Source organism: Sediminibacillus massiliensis (genome assembly GCF_900156915.1).
GTDB classification, from domain to species: domain Bacteria; phylum Bacillota; class Bacilli; order Bacillales; family Amphibacillaceae; genus Sediminibacillus_A; species Sediminibacillus_A massiliensis.
On the sequence record NZ_LT732535.1, the window covers coordinates 2532298 to 2550216 of the forward strand.

Genomic DNA, 17919 nt, shown 5'->3' on the forward strand with positions numbered 1-17919 from the left:
AGGAGGCTGAGGTGCTGCCCCCGGAAAGGGAGTATTTTTCCGCAGCGCCGGCCTACCACTTAATCCGAAAAGGATGGTAGGAAGTCACATAAAAGTTATGTCGCGGTTTATGGTTATTACCTAAGCAGCAGTTATCTTTACGATCTAATTGCAGTGTTTGTAATCTGTTCAGGAACCGCCCTTTATCAAAACAAGCTCCTCCCATTTTGGGAAGGAGCTTGTTTGTTTACCGGTTGGCAAAGAATGCTTCTGCTCGCTCGAGGTCGACTTCCTGCTCTGGAGTGAGGTCGTACTCTTCTTCAATCGCATCGACCGGGCATACAGCCTTGCATGCACCACAATCAATACAGATATCCGGGTCAATGAAAAATTGATCCGGACCTTCTTCTATACAATCAACCGGACATACGGTTAGACACTCTGCTGCTTTTTCATCTTTACAAGGGCTTGTAATAACAAAAGCCATGCTAACTCCTCCTGTAAGTATATACTGACAATCATCAAATCCAATAGGTATCCAACAACAAATCTTTATAGAGTTATGGTAACACATTTGGAAAAATAACGATAAGCCTTTTGTATGCAGCAGGAAAAACAAAAGCCGGACCGCTTGTATTGGATCCGGCTTTTAAACTATAAACTTTTACTTAAAAATCAAAGTTATCCGGGTCCGGACCGACTCTTTCGTCCTTATTAAGTCCATCGATTTTTTCCATATCTTCAGCAGAAAGTTCAAAGTCGAAGATATCGGCGTTCGATTTAATGCGATGTTCTTTCGCGGATTTTGGAATTGTCACAACTCCGCTCTGCAAGTCCCAACGTAAAATCACTTGGGCTGCAGATTTACTGTGTTTTTCTGCGATTTCGTTGATCACAGGATCTTCTAATAGCTGTCCCTGCTTTAAAGGAGACCATGCTTCAAGCTGGATATCCTGTTTCTTGCAAAAGTCGCGTAGTTCTTTTTGGGCAAGATGAGGATGGAACTCCACTTGGTTTACCATAGGTTTAATTTCAGCATCCTGAAGAAGATCTTCTAAATGGTGTACATGGAAGTTGCTGACACCGATAGCTTTGATGCGGCCGTCTTTATACAACTTTTCCATTGCCTTCCATGTATCTTTGTATTTACCTTCCACTGGCCAGTGGATAAGATAAAGATCCAAGTATTCAAGACCCAGTTTATTTAAACTTGTTTCAAAAGCTTCGATGGTTGAATCATAACCCTGATCCGCATTCCAGACTTTTGACGTGACAAATAGGTCTTCACGTGCAATCCCTGACTCTTTGATTGCTTGTCCGACTCCTTCTTCGTTTTGATAAGCTGCAGCTGTATCAATACTTTTATAGCCGTTCGCAATAGCGGCTTTCACGGACTGGATTACTTCGTCGCCTTCTTCTACTTTAAATACTCCGAGTCCGAACCATGGCATTTTCACACCGTTATGCAAGGTAGTGGTATCTTGTAAACTAGTTGGCATGTTCATTCCTCCTTTTTTCTATACAAAGGTATTTTCCCATACTCTTTTCACAATTAAACGTATCTTGCTCATGGGAAGGAGGAAAACCTTACTGTTCAATCAATCATTCAAGAAGCTTGCGTTTCTAAATCCAAAGCCGGACCAAAGAACTCAAAATGAATTTTCTCATCAGGAACTTGCCATTCCTTCAGCGCACTGTTGACTGCTTTCATAAACGGAACAGGGCCACAGAAGTAAAATTCGGCAGCATTGGATGGGAGGATGTTTTTCAGCCAATCAAGCGTAACGTACCCTTCTTTATGAAAGAGGCTTTGTTCACGGTCTGAGTCTGTCGGCTGGTCATAAACCACATAACTTGTCAGTTGCGGATGTCTTTTTGTCAACTCTTTGACATGGTCATTCATCGCATGCACGCCACTGTTCTGTGCCGCGTGGATGAAAGTAACTTTTCGCTCCGGCTGTTGTTCAACAATGGTATTCAGCATACTCATCATCGGTGTAAGCCCTACTCCTCCGCTCATTAATACAACTGGTTCATCTGAGTCAAGATCAAGGGCAAAGTCACCTGCTGGAGCACTGATTTCCAACTTATCCCCTGCATGGACGTGAGCATGTAAATGATTCGATATCTTCCCGTCTGGAGTGTTGGCTCCCTCTTCTCTTTTCACGCTGATTCGGTAATAAGGTTTGCCTGGTGCGTCTGATAAGCTGTATTGCCTGATTTGTGTGTATTCTTCCCCTTCAGCATCCACTTTCACGGAAATATACTGTCCAGGCAGGAAAGTCGGAAGCTTGCCGCCATCTTCCGGTATAAGGTAAAAAGAGGTAATCACATCACTTTCCTTCACCTTTTTATCGACGACGAAGGAACGGAAATCTCTCCAGCCACCCTCGGCAGCTGCCGCTTCCTCATACATTTCTGCTTCGACTTTAATGAAGACATCCGCGATTACCCCATATGCTTCTCCCCATGCTTCGATAATCTCATCGGTTGCCTGGTCTCCAAGCACATCTTTTATGGCCATGAGCAAGTGCTCACCGACAATAGGATAATGTTCAGGTTTTATACCAAGACTCCGATGCTTATGTGCTATCTGTTTGACAACCGGCACGATTGTTTCAAGTTGATCAATATATTGTGCAGCAGCATAAACAGTATTTGCCAATGCCTGTTGTTGGCGGCCTTTCTTCTGATTGGCATGATTGAAAATATTCAATAATTCAGGATGGTTTTCAAACAACATTTGATAAAACCTTGTCGTAATTTGGGTGCCATGCTTTTCTAATACTGGAACAGTCGACTTAACAATGGAAATGTACTTTTGATCTAACATGATTATGCCTCCTATTATTTAACATGTATTTTGTATACATCTTTTCACTATTATTGAGTAAAAGCAATATCTAAAATACATGTTTTCAGGAATGGACACATAATTATCATAAACTTTTCAAGTATTCTTCATTCTTTGCTGATGGACTAATTGTGATAAACTAAGTACAAAATCCAATCAAAGGATGATCACAAAATGAAACTGACCCGTTTCACGGACTATTCGCTTAGAGTACTCATGTTTCTGGCGACTCGTCCTGATAATCAACTGGTTCAAATCAAGACGATTTCTTCTATATACAATATCTCTCACAATCATTTAATGAAAATTATTTACGAGCTCGGTAAATTGGGATATGTGGAAACAACCCGAGGCAGGAACGGAGGGCTGAAGCTGGCCAAGCCTCCTGCAGAAATTAACATAGGGGAAGTGGTTAGAAAAACGGAAGAGGATTTCTTTGTCGTAGAGTGCTTCGATCCTTCTACTGATTCTTGCATCCTGACTGATGCCTGCCGTCTACAGGGAGTCCTTAAGAAAGCACTTGATGCTTTTTTGGCTACACTGGATGCTTATACACTCGGGGATATGATTATTAACAAAGATAATCTCCAAAAGCTTATGAGCAGCGATGCAGCAGAGTAATAACCGGGAAATCGCAAAAAAAAAGCCATCACCCTTTTAATGGTGATGGCACAAATATAACAAGCAATCAATCTTCTACTAAATCTTTTTCCGGGTTAGACTTCTTCCCGACTGGTTTTTTTACTGTGTTCGTTATCCCCTGCTCTGCTGCTAAGTGACGTGCAACCTTCACAGCATCCCAGAGTGTCGGCAGCATCAAAATGGACACGGGAACTGCAGTGACAACGATGGAGTTTTGAATAGCTGTCACACTGCCAGGATCGATTGCCAGCAAAATAACAGACAAGATACCGAATAATAGTACCCAGAAAACTCTGATCCATTTCTGCGGATGATCATCACCAGTAAGTGTCACTGCCACTGTATAGGAAATGGAATCGACCGTTGTCGACACAAACACGACTGTAACGATCAGGAACCCGATAGCCAATAATAATCCCATTGGCATTTGATCCATAATCGACATAACCGCAGCCGGCATTCCACCCTCGTTCAAGGGGTTGGATATAACTCCTGGATTATTCAACTCCGCAAAGATGCCACTCCCGCCAACTACAGTAAACCAGAAATTACTGACAAGAGGTGCAACCACAGCGACTGCGATAATTAGTTCACGAATCGTCCTGCCTCGCGAAATTCTGCCGATGAAAATAGCCATCATTGGACCATATCCGAGAAACCATCCCCAGAAAAACACGGTCCAGGCACCAAGCCACGCCTGATCTCCCTGGTATAATGACATTGTCAGCATATTCTGAAGGTGAAAGCCTTCTGAAGAAATAAATTTGTTGATAATAAACATAGTCGGTCCGACAATAAGCATGGCAATCGCAAGAAAAACAGTCAAACCAACATTCATGCGGCTTAAAAACTGGATTCCTCTGTCGACTCCTGTAGCAACCGAAATGGCAGCTATAACAACCAATACGCCAATAATGATGATATTGGTTGTTAATGTATTCGGAATACCAAACAACGAATGCACACCATATCCTACTTGCATTCCCAGGAACCCGATCGGTCCCATTGTACCGGCAGCCACCGCAACTATCGATATGATATCTGCTAGACTGCCGATGATGCTTTTATGAAAAATCTTTTCGCCAAAGACAGGATATAACATGGCTCTTGGCTTCATAGGATAGCCTCTATGATAATGGGCATACATTAACACAATGGTTGCCAGTGTTCCTAAGATTGACCAAGCCATAAACCCCCAATGAAGAAAACTTTGCGCCAAAGCAGGCTCTACTCCTGCCATAGTTGAGGAGTTATCGTCAAACAACGGGGGATTGGTGATGAAATGGTACATTGGTTCCGACGCAGCCCAAAATACTCCACCGCTTGCCAGCAAGGTACATAGAATCATGGCAATCCAGCGGTAATAGGAATTTTCAGGCTTGTCCTTCTTCCCTAAACGAACTTTTCCATACTTAGAGAAGGCAAGGACCAGGCCGATAACCAGATTTGCCAATAATAATATCTGCCAATATGATCCAAAGTATTTTGCAGATACGTTAAATGATTGGGTAATCCACTCTCCAACCATATCTAAATCAATTAAAGATAAAATCACAAATAATAGTAATAATCCTCCACTTACCGCAAAAACGGTTTTGTCGGTTTTTGCAGAAGCTGGTATGTTTTTCTTTTGTCGCACTTTTTTCCTCCTGATTTTTAAGGAGCAAGTGCCCACAACAACGTTTCCCTCTCTCTCTATCTGTCATTGCAGACCATTGGATGGGAAATTATTCTTACCTTATAAAATCGAATAATTCTTCAAGTCCGAAAGACCATCGGCTTGCTCTCCGTATTTTTACTTGTTTAGTCACTTGTCATTCGATTTTAAAACAGGAAAACTGCTCACACCTTTCTTATCTTTCCAAACATAAGTTATATTATAAGTTTATGCTTAAAAAGCGTCAAATAATGACATTGTTCATCCCGTCCAAAAAAAATGCTTACCCTGATATGGGTAAGCATTTCGTTATCATCATACTGTTAATATTTGCTTGTCTTTCACTTTATCCAACTCTTCTTTTAAATAGGCAGCCATTTCCAACATGCCGTATTTCCCGGCTTTTGCTTCCGCATCTGAATTATAGTTCGTATTGGTGTTCACATCGTAAGTGTAGATTCGCCCGTCCTGATCTTTGATAAACTCTATTCCGGCAACCTGAATATTATTTTCGCTTAAAAACCGCTCATAACTTTCGATAAGGGCCTTATCGACCTCTTGGGTAACCCGGAATTTCGATTGGTCTTCCGGTTTCTCACCCGCCGGGCAGAATAAATCGTCAATGGTGCATGAATCCGCCGGGCATAACTCAAATCCTTCCGAAGTATCGACTTTTACCGCATATAAAAACTTACCATCCACAAATTCACATCGTGTGATATAAGGCTCTGGTGCTTGAATGTATTCTTGCACAAGCGTTATTCCATCAACAGGCTCCTCAAATGAAGGTCCTTCCACATACTCTCTTAAGGCCTGGATGGAATGAAACAACTGCACACCCAATCCTTTGCCTGCACGGTTGTGCTTGGTAATAAATGATTGTGTCTGGAGCTTCTCAGCCGCTTGTATAATTTGTTCCGTTCCCACTGCCGCAAGGGTCTTTGGTGTCCGGATTCCGGCTTGATTCAGGGCCATGTATTGATTGATTTTGCTGACTTCAAGGCGAAGGGCCTTACTGCCATTGATTACCTTCCTGCCATGACGCTCCAGCCATGCAAGAACTCCTTCAGTCAATTCTGGAGCGTAGCGGTGATTTCTTGTATGAGATGAAGCACTGATCCTGCTGTAGAAGACTCCGTGCGGCGGTTCTTCCGTCAGGTCTACGAGCCCTTGGTCCAAATGCCATTCTTCATATGGAACCTCAAGCTCGTCCAATCGTTTCGTTAAATGCTCTGTCCATTCTTTATTCTCATGAATGACGTAGACTTTCTCCATCTGTATGTCCTCCCCCTAGTATTCCCGTTCTTGTCTTTTCTTTTCTACCACTGGCATGACTTGCTTTGAAAAACGCTCCATCTCTTCCAATTGCGGAGAGAATTGTAACAAGAGTAAATCCAACCCCGCATCCTCATAAGCAACAATCCGTTCCGCAATCTGTTCTGGTGTGCCGATAAGATTTGGCCGGAGTCCCCTGTTGGAAACAGAGTAATCATTGAGTTTCACTTGTTGCTCCAGCTGCGACTTGCTTACAAAGTCCTGATAACCTGCATATCCGCCTGTATCTTTTACATCTGTAATCCGCTTCCATTCCTCGAGGGCTTCTTCCTCTGTGTCACGGCAAATAATATATGCCGCCATGCCGAATGACTGGAAAGGTTCCTTGCCTTTTTCTTCTCTTAATACTTTCATTTCAGCAATTTTGCTGGCAATTTCTTCGATTGTTCCTCCATGCATGACATATGCATCGCAATTTTCAACTATGGCCTGCTTTCCACGCGGACTTTCTCCACCAGCATACAGGATAGGATTCGGTTTCTGTACGGGTTTTGGTTCAAGTTTGGCATTCTGTACATCATAGTACTTTCCTTTATAAGAAAAAGTATCTTCATGCCACATGCCTTTCAATACGTCCAGAAACTCTTCAGTACGGTCATATCGTTCATCGTGTGCTGTGAAAGCACCTCCATATTGCCTGGCCTCTTCCTCCCACCATGCCGAGACTACATTCAGAGTGAAGCGGCCGTTACTGATATGGTCGATATTTGAGGCCATTTTTGCAGCCACTGCCGGATTGTGAAATCCCGGTCTGACCGCTGTCATGATTTCTATTTTGTCTGTTACTGCTGCCAAGCCGGCTGCAGTTGACCATGCTTCAAGGGAATCCCTGTCTGTTCCTTTTATATCATTTAAATATAATTCAGCAATCAAAGTAGTATCATAGCCCCACTCTTCAGCTGATTGAATTACTTTTTTTGCATAATCGAATGTAGGAGGCATGTTTTCATTCTCTACATTTCGTAACCATCCACCAAAGATTGGCAGCCAAAAACCATATTTCATTTCGTTTCTCTCCTTCTATTCTTTCACATCGATGTCAGAAAATTTTTATAGACACAAAAAAACTTCTTCGACAAGAAGAAGTTTTCCATCAACGCTTCTCTTATCTTTCAAAACGAATGTTTTGCAGGATTTGGCACCTTCCTGGTAATCCAGTGGGTTGCCGGGCTTCATAGGGCCTTTCCCTCCGCCGCTCTTTATAAGATTCATATTTATTTGTTTAAATCATATCAAATAACTAGGGTTTATTTCAATATTTTTTTGTCGATTTATTTAACAATATCTGTAAAAGACCATTATTTAAAAGGCATCATTATTACGCAATATAGATAAACTGCGACATAACTAACTTCACTTAACGGAACTTCCTTCCATCCTTTTTGGATTGAGTGGTAGTCCAGCGCTGCGGAAAAATACTCGCTTTCCGTGGGGAACGCTTCAGCCTCCTCGGGAAAAGCGCCCTGCGGGGTCTTCAGACTGTTCCTTTCCCACTGGAGTCTCGCATTTTTCCTCCGCTTCATTCGTTTTTCTGATCAAGTGAGAAGTTGTTCCAAAGTATGTCTAACATGAGGTATTCCTAACATCAAAATTCAGAAAATCCCTAAAAGCGAAGGCAGAACAGCATAAGCTTCAAAAAATAGAATTGTCACTATGTCGCAGTTTCCCTCTACTTTGAACCTTAAAAGTAAGTAAAAAGCGGGACGAGTACACCCTGATAAGTATGCAAAAATGCCCCTCTATTGGAGAGAGGGGCTGGTTATTTGTTAATTATTTTGTGCGACTTTTTCCTGTTTGGTTATTCTGTCTTCCATTCTTTTTCTGTCCCGTTCCAAAATAGGCTTCAAGTACTTGCCTGTATAGGATTGTGGATGGTCGGCTATTTCTTCCGGGGTGCCTGTTGCGATAATCTGGCCGCCTTTGTCTCCGCCTTCCGGGCCGAGGTCGATGATGTTGTCGGCAGCTTTGATGACATCGAGGTTATGCTCGATGATCAATACTGTATCGCCATTGTTGACGAGACGCTGCAATACTTCAAGCAGACGGGAGATATCGTCCACATGCAGCCCTGTTGTCGGTTCATCCAGTATATACAACGATTTACCGTTGGAACGGCGATGGAGTTCACTTGCCAGTTTGACACGCTGTGCTTCTCCGCCTGATAAAGTAGTTGCCGGTTGTCCGAGCCTGATATAGCCAAGCCCGACATCGAAAATCGTTTGGAGCTTGCGCTGGATTTTCGGGATGTTGGCAAAGAAATCAAGAGATTCTTCAATCGTCATATCCAACACATCGGCAATGTTTTTGCCTTTGTACTTCACTTCCAATGTTTCCCTGTTGTACCTTTTGCCGTGGCACACTTCGCAAGGGACATAAACGTCGGGCAAAAAGTGCATTTCGATTTTGATGATTCCGTCGCCGCGGCATGCTTCACAGCGTCCGCCTTTCACATTGAAACTGAAGCGGCCTTTTTTATAGCCGCGGATTTTCGCTTCGTTGGTCTGGGCGAATACATCCCGGATATCATCGAATACCCCGGTATATGTCGCCGGATTGGACCTAGGCGTACGACCGATCGGGGACTGGTCAATATCGATGACTTTTTCCAGGTTGTCTATCCCTTTGATTTGCTTGTGCTTGCCGGGCTTTTGTTTGCCGCGGTGCAGTTGCATGGCCAAAGATTTGTGCAAAATTTCGTTGATCAACGTACTTTTACCGGAACCGGAAACACCGGTCACGGCTGTAAACAATCCAAGCGGAATCTTGGCGTTCACTTTTTTCAAGTTGTTTTCTTCCGCCCCGATGACTTCAATCGCCCGTTTATCCGGCTTTCTCCGTTCCGTTGGCAGCGGGATGAATTTCTTTCCTGATAGATATTGGCCTGTCAGGGAATTTTTATCCTTCATCACTTGTTTCGGTGTCCCGCTTGAGACGATTTGACCGCCGTGCTCGNTACTGTGAAGCTTACATGGTTGCCTAGAGAAGGATATACTTGTCGTTTCCGGCCTGGTTGATGAAGTCATTTCGCTCACCGAGAGACAGGACTGTTAGTTCGTGCATGGCGCGTGTGCAGGCTGTATAGAACAAGTTACGTTCCAATTCGTCATTATATGCAGACTGTGAGCCGTCGTAGATGATGACTGCATCGAATTCGATTCCTTTTGCCAAGTAAGCAGGGATGACAACAAGGCCTTCCTGGAACGTGAAGGTTTCCTGGTCGATTAATGCCGCATCTACTTTCCCTTCCAAAAAGTCAAAGGCATCATCGCTTTCTGCCATCGTTTTACAAATAACCGCCACATTTTTATATCCTTTATAACGATATGCTTCTATTTGCTCGAGTAACAGATCATGCAGCTCCTGCTTATTATTTGTTTCTTTAACAGCGGGCTTGTTTCCATCCCGGTTGAACGGGATGATCTTTTCACCACCTGGCATAAAAGCCTTTGTAAACTCGACAATTTGTCTTGTAGATCGGTAACTCCTCATCAAAGTGATTCTTTCGTGCCGGTCTTCGATATCCTCTGATAATAATGTCCCGTCTTCCAGTGCATGTGCATATATGGCCTGGTTAATGTCTCCCAACAGCGTCATCCTGCTGTAAGGAAATATCTCTTTGAAAAAGGCAAACTGAAATGGAGAGTAATCTTGTGCCTCGTCGATGAATACGTGTCTGATGGTGCGATTAACCTGAAAACCGATCAGTTTGTTCTGGAAGTATAAAAACGGTGCCGCTTCTTCCCATGTCAGTTTATTATCATCCAGCATGTCGATGGACACTCTGCAGATATCCTCCCACCCGTCCGGCAGGCTCGCAGAACCACTCTCCACACTCTGGCTTTCATATAGTTTTCGGTAAGTATTTTTGACATGGACAAAGGACATCCGTTTGATTTTCCGGATCAATGGTTGGAAGTTCTCTTTGATTACCCTTTTTCGTAGAAGTTCTTCTTCCCTCACGAAATCAAAGAACGGGTCGTCCGAAGCTGCATCTTCTTCCTGCATTTTGTGATAGACATCATGATATTCTTCCTTCTCCAGAAGCTCACTCTCTTGCAATACCCAATCCTTCGATAGTTCGTTGCGGGCATAATCCTTAACCTTCTTTAACAGCCATTTCGAAACACCTTCCATTTTGTTGGAAATAGACATGGCCTTATCAAGGGAGTAAAAATAGCTGGCTATTTCGCTGTTGGTTACAACCGCTTTTCCACGGAAGACGATATTCCTGAATTCCAGTCCCTCTGTTCGAAGAGTTTCCAGGAAATTGTCGATCAGATTTTTGAAACGGAGACTCCCTTTCCATTGCATGCCAGTCACTCTAGCTCTGTAATCCCTGTCCTGTTCAGCATTCAAGTAGTATTCCATTTGTTCGAACGGCGTTTCGATCAGGAAGCGCCTGCCAAGCCGTGTTTTCAAATATTCATAAAACGTCGTTTGCTTCATGTTTTCTTCGCCTAATTCAGGGAGAACCGTTGCAACATAACTATTAAACAACGGATTCGGCGAAAACAAAATCATATTCTCTGAAGACAGGGTCTCCCGGTATTTATATAATAAATAGGCAACCCGTTGCAAGGCTGCAGATGTTTTTCCACTACCAGCAACACCCTGAACGATGAGAAGCTTGCTCTTTTCATTCCGGATGATTTGATTTTGTTCCTGCTGAATGGTTGCTACTATACTTTTCATTTGATTAGTTGCGTTACCACCCAAAACGGCCTGCAGTAAATGGTCGCCGATCGTCAATCCTGTATCGAACATCCCTTTTAGTTGTCCATTTCGGATAATGTACTGACGCTTTAAAGTCATTTCCCCGCTGACCTTTTCCTCCGCCGTTTCATATTCCGCAGGACCTGGCGGGAAGTCATAATATAAACTCGAAATCGGTGCACGCCAATCATAGATGAGGAAATCCTCTTCATTTTCATCCATCAGAGAAGCAATGCCCAGATAAATTTGTTCCGGAGCATCTTCATCTTCTGCTTGGAAATCAATCCGGCCAAAGTAAGGAGAATCTTTCAGTCTGTCCAGGGTTTTCAACTGATCGCTCAATTGCCCATGGCTTCTTTCACGCTCACCGAGAAATTCTGCTTGTTGTTTTAAACTGGCTTGTGTTTCAATAATATCATCGATTTCATCCAGGTTGACGGTGACGTCTTCCCAAAAGTTTTTACGAATGTCGATGACCCTGTCTTTCAATCCTCCCTTTCTTTCTTCCAAGATTCTTGATTGGTGCTTAATGATTTCCAACACCTGTTCCAGACGTTTCTGCTCTGTCATCCAATTCTTATCTTTCTCACTCAATACAGCCACACTCCTAAGAAGGTTTACCGATATGGTTGTCTGCCCTGATATCCATTTTTACTTTTCCGCAAATGCTTCTGCCAACAATTGATAACCTTTCACTCTGTCCTCAAAATCATAACCCATACTTGCCAACATAAACTCTTCTGTTCCGTATTCATCGGCTAATTGTATAATCTTACGTTTAACCGTCTCCGGTGACCCAATGAGCACTCGTTTACGGTTTTCTTCGATATATTGTCTTTCATAGGGGGAGAATTCATATTTCAGTGCTTCTTCCGGCGGTATGATTCCTTCTCCAGTTTCCCCTCTCGCAATTTTCAAAAATTGAACATCCATGCTTGTAGCCTGACGCTCAGCTTCTTCATCCGTTTCTGCACATACCAAGAAAAATGCTACTAAAGCTTGTGGTTGCTCCTGTATAATCGATGGCTGGAATCTATCCCGATATTGTTTGACGACAGGACCCCCATGCTGGCCGCTGATGAATTGGGCAAAAGCGTATGAGATTCCTTGTCCAGAAGCAAGCCCCGCACTGCCTCCACTCGATCCGAGCAGCCACAATTCCGGAACGGTAGGTATATCCGGCATTGCCTTCAACCCCCTGAACCGATGGTGTTTATTAGAGGAACCTGTCAAATAATGAACCAGGTCCTCTATCTGTTGGGCGTAGTTTTCCCCGCCTCTTTGTTTATTTTCCTGCAATGCTGCTGTAGCAAGGGGAATCCCACCTGGTGCACGCCCCACCCCAAGGTCGATCCGGCCGGGGTAAAGCGCCTCCAGCAGCCGGAAGTTTTCGGCGACTTTATAAGCACTATAATGAGGGAGCATCACGCCACCTGATCCAACTCTGATAGTAGATGTGTTTGCAACGATATGCGGTAGGAATACCTCCGGACTGGAATGACCCAATGTTTCCAAATGGTGTTCCGATATCCAAAATCGATGGTAGCCCAAATCCTCGGTGACTTGGGCTAGTTTCACTGTATTTTGTAATGCTTCACGGGCAGTTCCGCCCTTTTTGATTGCTGATTGATCTAAAACGCTCAACCTTACCATGGTTATATCCCTCCTGCAGCAAAAATAATTGCTTGTTATTTCCATATGGTACAACCTAAAGGGCGTATTTACCAATGGCGTGCACAAAGGCTGTTTGCTAAGCATGCTGCAAATGATAATAATAGCCCTGTTTTTTCAATAATTCTTCATGATTCCCCTGTTCGATAATTTCCCCTTGCTGGAGTACGAGAATATTGTCGGCCTTCTCGACAGTATTTAATCTGTGGGCAATAACAAAACTGGTTCTTCCTTTCATCAACTTCTGCAGGGCATCATTGATTTTCATTTCGGTAATAGTGTCTATGCTGCTTGTCGCTTCATCCAATATAAGTAATGAAGGATCAGCCAGCATGACTCTCGCAATGGACAAAAGCTGCCTCTGCCCATGGCTTATCCCCCTTCCATCCGCGTGAAGAATTGTTTCATATCCATCAGGAAGTTTCATAATGAAATCATGAGCATTGGCGTGCTTTGCTGCCTGAACGACTTCATTGTCTGAGGCAGTTAGTTTCCCATACCTGATATTCTCTTTTACAGAGGTTTCAAATAGATATGTATCTTGTAAGACGACACCTATATGTTTCCTTAAGGAACTCCTTTTTATAAGGTTAATATTTTTTCCGTCCAGAAGAATTTTTCCATCTTCCACATCGTAAAAACGAGATAGTAAAGAAATAATAGTCGTTTTGCCTGCACCAGTCGGGCCGACAAGTGCAATTGTCTGGCCTGGATATGCGTGAAAATCGATATTGTTTAAAGTCTGCTGGTCTTCTTCATAAGAAAAGGAAACAGAATTAAACTCGACATCTCCCTTCAGTTTTTCCAAATCTTCATTACCCGAATGATCCCTTTCCTCTTTTTCATCCATAACTTCAAATACACGTTCCGCACCGGCGACGGCAGACAGCACGACATTATATTGATTGGCAAGATCGTTCAAAGGTCTTGTAAACTGTCTCGCATAGGTAGTGAAGGTGACGATTATCCCGATCGAAACCATTCCGTTGAGAGCCAGTAATCCTCCGGCACCGACAATAATGGTAAAACTGACATTATTTAAAGAGTTCATTAGTTTAGGAATAAACCCTGAATAAGTCTGCGCCCAGTAGCCTACATCCCTCAGCATGGTATTCTTTTCATGAAAGGAGTCGATAACCTGCTTTTCCTGGGAAAATATCTTGATCGTTTCATGGCCGGACAAAGTTTCTTCAACATATCCATTTACATCACCAAGATGAAATTGCTGTTGCTTGAAGAACCGGCCTGTCCTGTTTGTAATCCAGTTCATTCCTAAAAACATCAACGGTACAATCAACATTGTCAGCAAAGTCAGCAAAGGACTTAAAAGTAACATCATGATAATCGTTCCGGTTAGTGTCAATATACTTGTCGCCAGCTGAATGACGGAAGAATTCAACGTTCTGCTGACATTCTCGATATCGTTTGTCAAACGGCTCATCAATTCTCCTGTCTGCCGTTTTTGAAAGAAGGACAATGGCAGTCGCTGCAGATGGGAAAATAAGTTGTTTCTCAACGTGAAGACGGTTTGCTGTGCGATAGAAATCATCCAATAGTTTTGAAACCAGACAGCTGCAGACTGAATGACAAAGACAACTCCCAACAGCAATAGCATCGTCGCTAACTGTTGATAAGCAAAGTCTTCGATAAGTTTATCGACTGTCACCCCCAGCAAGTAGGGGCCGAGCAGAGACAATGCAGAACTGAGGAAAACCATAATCAATACGAAAATCAACAGTACCTTTTTGGCCGCCATTAAAATCCATATTCTGTATAACGTTTCTTTCATGTTTGAAATAGTCGGCTTTTTCATCTTCACGCCGCGATTATGCCGGTTTCGCTTCATCGGCAGCGAATTCGTATTATTGGTGTTGGGAGACATTGCTTATCTTCTCCTTTACTTGCGAACGATTCATTTCCGCATATAGTTTACTAGTGTCCATTAATTGTTGATGATTTCCCGCTGCCGAAAGCCCGCCGTTTTTCATCAGGAGAATCTGATCGGCATTTCGGACGGATGTCATCTTCTGGGCAATAATCAACATAGAGCAATCCCTTTTCTCCAACGCACGGAGGACGTTAGCTTCCGTTTTGGCATCAAGGGCACTGGTACTGTCATCCATGATTAATATTTTCGGATTTTTGACTAGCACCCTGGCTAAAGAAAGGCGCTGCTTCTGACCACCGGACAAGTTAATTCCCCTTTGTCCGACAATTGTTTCATATTTTTCCGGCAGACTCATGATAAAGTCATGAATACACGCATCCTTGGCAGCATCCATGATATCTTCCGTGGATGCCTTCCTGTTCCCCCACAAAAGGTTTTCTTTTATTGATCCTGTAAAAATATGAGCTTCCTGTGTCGCCAACCCGATTTGGGCACGGAGAGAGTTCAGATCCATCTCTTTGATGTTTCTCCCATCCAGCAAAATAGCTCCGCTTGTCGGATCATATAAACGGAGCAACAACTGGACTAGAGAGGTTTTCCCAGATCCCGTTTCCCCGATGATCCCGACAACTGAACCTTCCCCGGCAATGAAAGATACATCTTTCAAGGCTGGTTGGTTCACTCCCGGATAATGAAAAGTGACCTGATTAAATTCTATCTTTCCCCTGATTTTCATATCATTCCCCTGTTGAACCCCCACCGGTTCCGAAGCTTGAGCCGAGAGCACCTCCGATATACGATCTGCAGAAGCTCTGCCTCTTGAAAAGTTCATAAGTAAGAAGGAAAAAACGCCAAAAGAACCAAGCATTCTTGTGGCATAGTTTATAATCGCAACAACTTCCCCTGCCTGGGCCGTACCATTGTCCAATTCCACCGCCCCAAAGGCGAGTATTGCAATAATTCCCAGGTTCATCCCCAGCATCATGACTGGCATCGTCGCTTCCATTACTTGCAGCGCTTTTTTGTTCTTATCCATTAGCGAGTTATTCTCGGTTTGAAACCGTGCCCCTTCATGGTCACCTCTGTCAAAGGACTTTATCAACCGCATGCCCAGCAGGTTTTCTTGAATAATCGAGTTGATTTTGTCGATTTTTATCTGGACCTGCCTGAACAATTGAACGCCTTTCGTCATTAACCAGAGCATAAATATTAATAAAAAAGGGACCGTGGCTAATAAGATGAGTGCCAGTTCGACATGGACGGTGAATGCCATAATCAGGCCCCCGATAATAAATAAAGGTGCTCTAAGCATAATTCTGAGGCTCATGAAGATGAATGCCTGCACCTGTGTAACATCATTGGTCATTCTGGTAATAAGAGACGAGGAGGCGAACCGTTCTATCTGTTGCGCCGAAAAAGCCTGTGCTTTTTCGAAAAGGTCTTTTCGCAAGTCGAATCCAGCGCCCTGACTTGCCTCCGAGGCATAAAATGAATTGATGATTCCGGCCGCAAAAGCAAGAATGGTCAATCCAAGCAGCACACCACCCCATAAGACAATTGTTCCGAAGTCCCTCTTCATTATTCCTTCATCGATGATAACCGCCATAATAATTGGTTGAACTAGTTCTACGATTAATTCTACTACCATCAATATTAAAGCAATGGTTACTGCTTTTCGGTAAGCAGACGCATAAGAAAAAATAGTCTTCATTTCTAACTCCTCCGGGTATTAGCTATGTAGTAAAGACAGCAAGAATCCTGATCACTGCATATCCTAATCAAATTCGACATGGCGGATTTAATTACCTTCTTTTCTCAAGTTGCAAATCCCTTTCAATCTTGCTCTATATTCGATAGAATACTTATTTAGTGTTACGAAATAATTTGGAAAGAAGTGATTTATTATCACCGACCAGGAGAAAACCGCAAAGAAAAACCTGCGTATCATGTGGTTCGCCAATTTTTTCATCGCGGGAAGTATCACTATGGTATTGCCGTTTATATCTTTATATATTGAAACATTGGGAAACTTCTCTGATTCGTATGTTCAAAAATGGTCTGGGTGGACATTCGGAATCACCTTTGTGGCCGCGTTTATTTTTTCACCAATTTGGGGAAGGATCGGAGATAAATATGGTCGAAAGCCGATTCTGGTCATTTCTGCACTCGGTTTAGGACTGTCGGTATTCTTGATGGGCTTTGTCACTTCGGTATGGCAGCTGTTCTTGCTCAGGCTGTTTATGGGTGTGTTCACCGGGTTCATTTCAATGTCTCAGGCGTTGATTTCCACTCAAACACCGAAGCATATCGCCGGCCGCGTGCTTGGAACGCTTCAAACTGGAAGTATTACCGGTAGCCTGATGGGCCCGTTAATCGGTGGAGCAATGGCTGATGCTTTAGGTTATGCGACTACTTTTAAAAGTATTTCATTCGCCTTGCTCCTTTCCGCCTTGCTCGTCCTGTTCGGAATCAAGGAACAGTCTATTTCTTCTAAAGAGACAAAAACCAATTATTCCAGCAAAGAAGTGCTGTTGCATATAGGGAAACATCCATTATTGCTGAATGTGATGCTGATCTCCATGTTTGTCCAAATCGCCCATTTCAGCATCCAGCCAATTTTGTCCCTATATGTTGGTGAATTGCATGGACCGGTGAACCTTGCCTTTTTCTCGGGGATTGCCTTTTCCGCTGCCGGGCTTGGAAATCTCCTTATGGCCAGAAATTGGGGGAAAATCGGAGACAAGGTTGGTTATCTAAAAATATTGGTTCTCTTGCTATTCATGGCCGGAATTGTTTATTTTCCGGGAGCATTTGTCACGAACATCTGGCAGTTGGTTATACTCCGCTTCTTCCTCGGAGTCGCAATCGGCGGCATCATCCCTGTCCGTATCGCATATATCCGGCAGGAAGCACCATTATCCATGCAAGGAGAAGTACTTGGGTATAACACGAGTATCCGCTTTTTCGGGAACATGATTGGTCCTGCAATGGGCGGCATGCTTTCCGGGTATTTCGGCTTTTCATCTGTTTTCTTTGTCACGAGCGGATTATTGATATTAAGCGGTGTGATTCTGCTCGGTTCTCTATACAAACATCCGGGGCTGCTTCGGCACCACAGCCATTCCGTCGGACGCTGAATGACATCCATACAAAAAACCGCCGGCAATTGCCGGCGGCCTT

12 protein-coding genes, 1 pseudogene and 1 riboswitch are annotated in these 17919 nt (G+C 43.4%); of the genes and pseudogenes, 2 read left to right on the top strand and 11 right to left on the bottom strand.

Annotated features, from left to right (window positions below; translation table 11 throughout):
• Positions 1 to 226: 226 nt before the first annotated feature.
• The 3 genes from CZ434_RS13270 to hmpA form a co-directional block, all read right to left on the bottom strand.
• Positions 227 to 466 (bottom strand): ferredoxin family protein, encoded by a 240-nt coding sequence (locus CZ434_RS13270; protein ID WP_077623587.1) that lies wholly within the window; start codon positions 464 to 466, stop codon positions 227 to 229.
• Between the two features lie 181 nt (positions 467 to 647).
• Complete coding sequence (locus CZ434_RS13275; protein WP_077623588.1) at positions 648 to 1478, bottom strand: aldo/keto reductase; 831 nt, start codon at positions 1476 to 1478, stop codon at positions 648 to 650.
• A 107-nt stretch (positions 1479 to 1585) separates the two neighbouring features.
• Positions 1586 to 2812 (bottom strand): NO-inducible flavohemoprotein, encoded by a 1227-nt coding sequence (hmpA, locus tag CZ434_RS13280; protein ID WP_077623589.1) that lies wholly within the window; start codon positions 2810 to 2812, stop codon positions 1586 to 1588.
• A 195-nt stretch (positions 2813 to 3007) separates the two neighbouring features.
• Here hmpA and CZ434_RS13285 point away from each other — a divergent pair, with 195 nt between their 5' ends.
• Complete coding sequence (locus CZ434_RS13285) at positions 3008 to 3454, top strand: Rrf2 family transcriptional regulator (protein WP_077623590.1); 447 nt, start codon at positions 3008 to 3010, stop codon at positions 3452 to 3454.
• Between the two features lie 67 nt (positions 3455 to 3521).
• On the opposite strand, the gene CZ434_RS13290 is transcribed toward CZ434_RS13285, so the two are convergent.
• From CZ434_RS13290 to CZ434_RS13330, 8 genes and pseudogenes are all read right to left on the bottom strand, one after another.
• Positions 3522 to 5114 (bottom strand): BCCT family transporter, encoded by a 1593-nt coding sequence (locus tag CZ434_RS13290; RefSeq protein ID WP_077623591.1) that lies wholly within the window; start codon positions 5112 to 5114, stop codon positions 3522 to 3524.
• Positions 5115 to 5447: 333 nt separating this feature from the next.
• Positions 5448 to 6407 carry an ATP-grasp domain-containing protein gene (locus tag CZ434_RS13295; RefSeq protein ID WP_077623592.1) on the bottom strand — a complete coding sequence of 320 codons (960 nt, stop codon included), beginning with the start codon at positions 6405 to 6407 and terminating at the stop codon, positions 5448 to 5450.
• 15 nt (positions 6408 to 6422) lie between these two features.
• On the bottom strand, positions 6423 to 7472 hold the full coding sequence (locus CZ434_RS13300) for an LLM class flavin-dependent oxidoreductase (RefSeq protein ID WP_077623593.1): 1050 nt from the start codon (positions 7470 to 7472) through the stop codon (positions 6423 to 6425).
• A gap of 97 nt (positions 7473 to 7569) precedes the next feature.
• A riboswitch (SAM riboswitch) is annotated at positions 7570 to 7675 on the bottom strand.
• Positions 7676 to 8233: 558 nt separating this feature from the next.
• Positions 8234 to 9415 (bottom strand): annotated as a pseudogene (locus CZ434_RS13310) (UvrA family protein); the annotation flags it as partial.
• 28 nt (positions 9416 to 9443) lie between these two features.
• Complete coding sequence (gene helD / locus CZ434_RS13315) at positions 9444 to 11783, bottom strand: RNA polymerase recycling motor HelD (RefSeq protein ID WP_342745691.1); 2340 nt, start codon at positions 11781 to 11783, stop codon at positions 9444 to 9446.
• 48 nt (positions 11784 to 11831) lie between these two features.
• Positions 11832 to 12833, bottom strand: a complete 1002-nt coding sequence (locus tag CZ434_RS13320; protein WP_077623595.1) for an LLM class flavin-dependent oxidoreductase — start codon at positions 12831 to 12833, stop codon at positions 11832 to 11834.
• Positions 12834 to 12930: 97 nt separating this feature from the next.
• Positions 12931 to 14733 (bottom strand): ABC transporter ATP-binding protein, encoded by a 1803-nt coding sequence (locus CZ434_RS13325; protein ID WP_425442047.1) that lies wholly within the window; start codon positions 14731 to 14733, stop codon positions 12931 to 12933.
• Positions 14714 to 16450 carry an ABC transporter ATP-binding protein gene (locus tag CZ434_RS13330; protein WP_077623596.1) on the bottom strand — a complete coding sequence of 579 codons (1737 nt, stop codon included), beginning with the start codon at positions 16448 to 16450 and terminating at the stop codon, positions 14714 to 14716. Before CZ434_RS13330 ends, CZ434_RS13325 begins: the two co-directional genes overlap by 20 nt.
• A 235-nt stretch (positions 16451 to 16685) precedes the next feature.
• On the opposite strand from CZ434_RS13330, the gene CZ434_RS13335 reads away from it, so the two are divergent.
• On the top strand, positions 16686 to 17876 hold the full coding sequence (locus CZ434_RS13335) for an MFS transporter (RefSeq protein ID WP_077623597.1): 1191 nt from the start codon (positions 16686 to 16688) through the stop codon (positions 17874 to 17876).
• Positions 17877 to 17919: the final 43 nt, after the last annotated feature.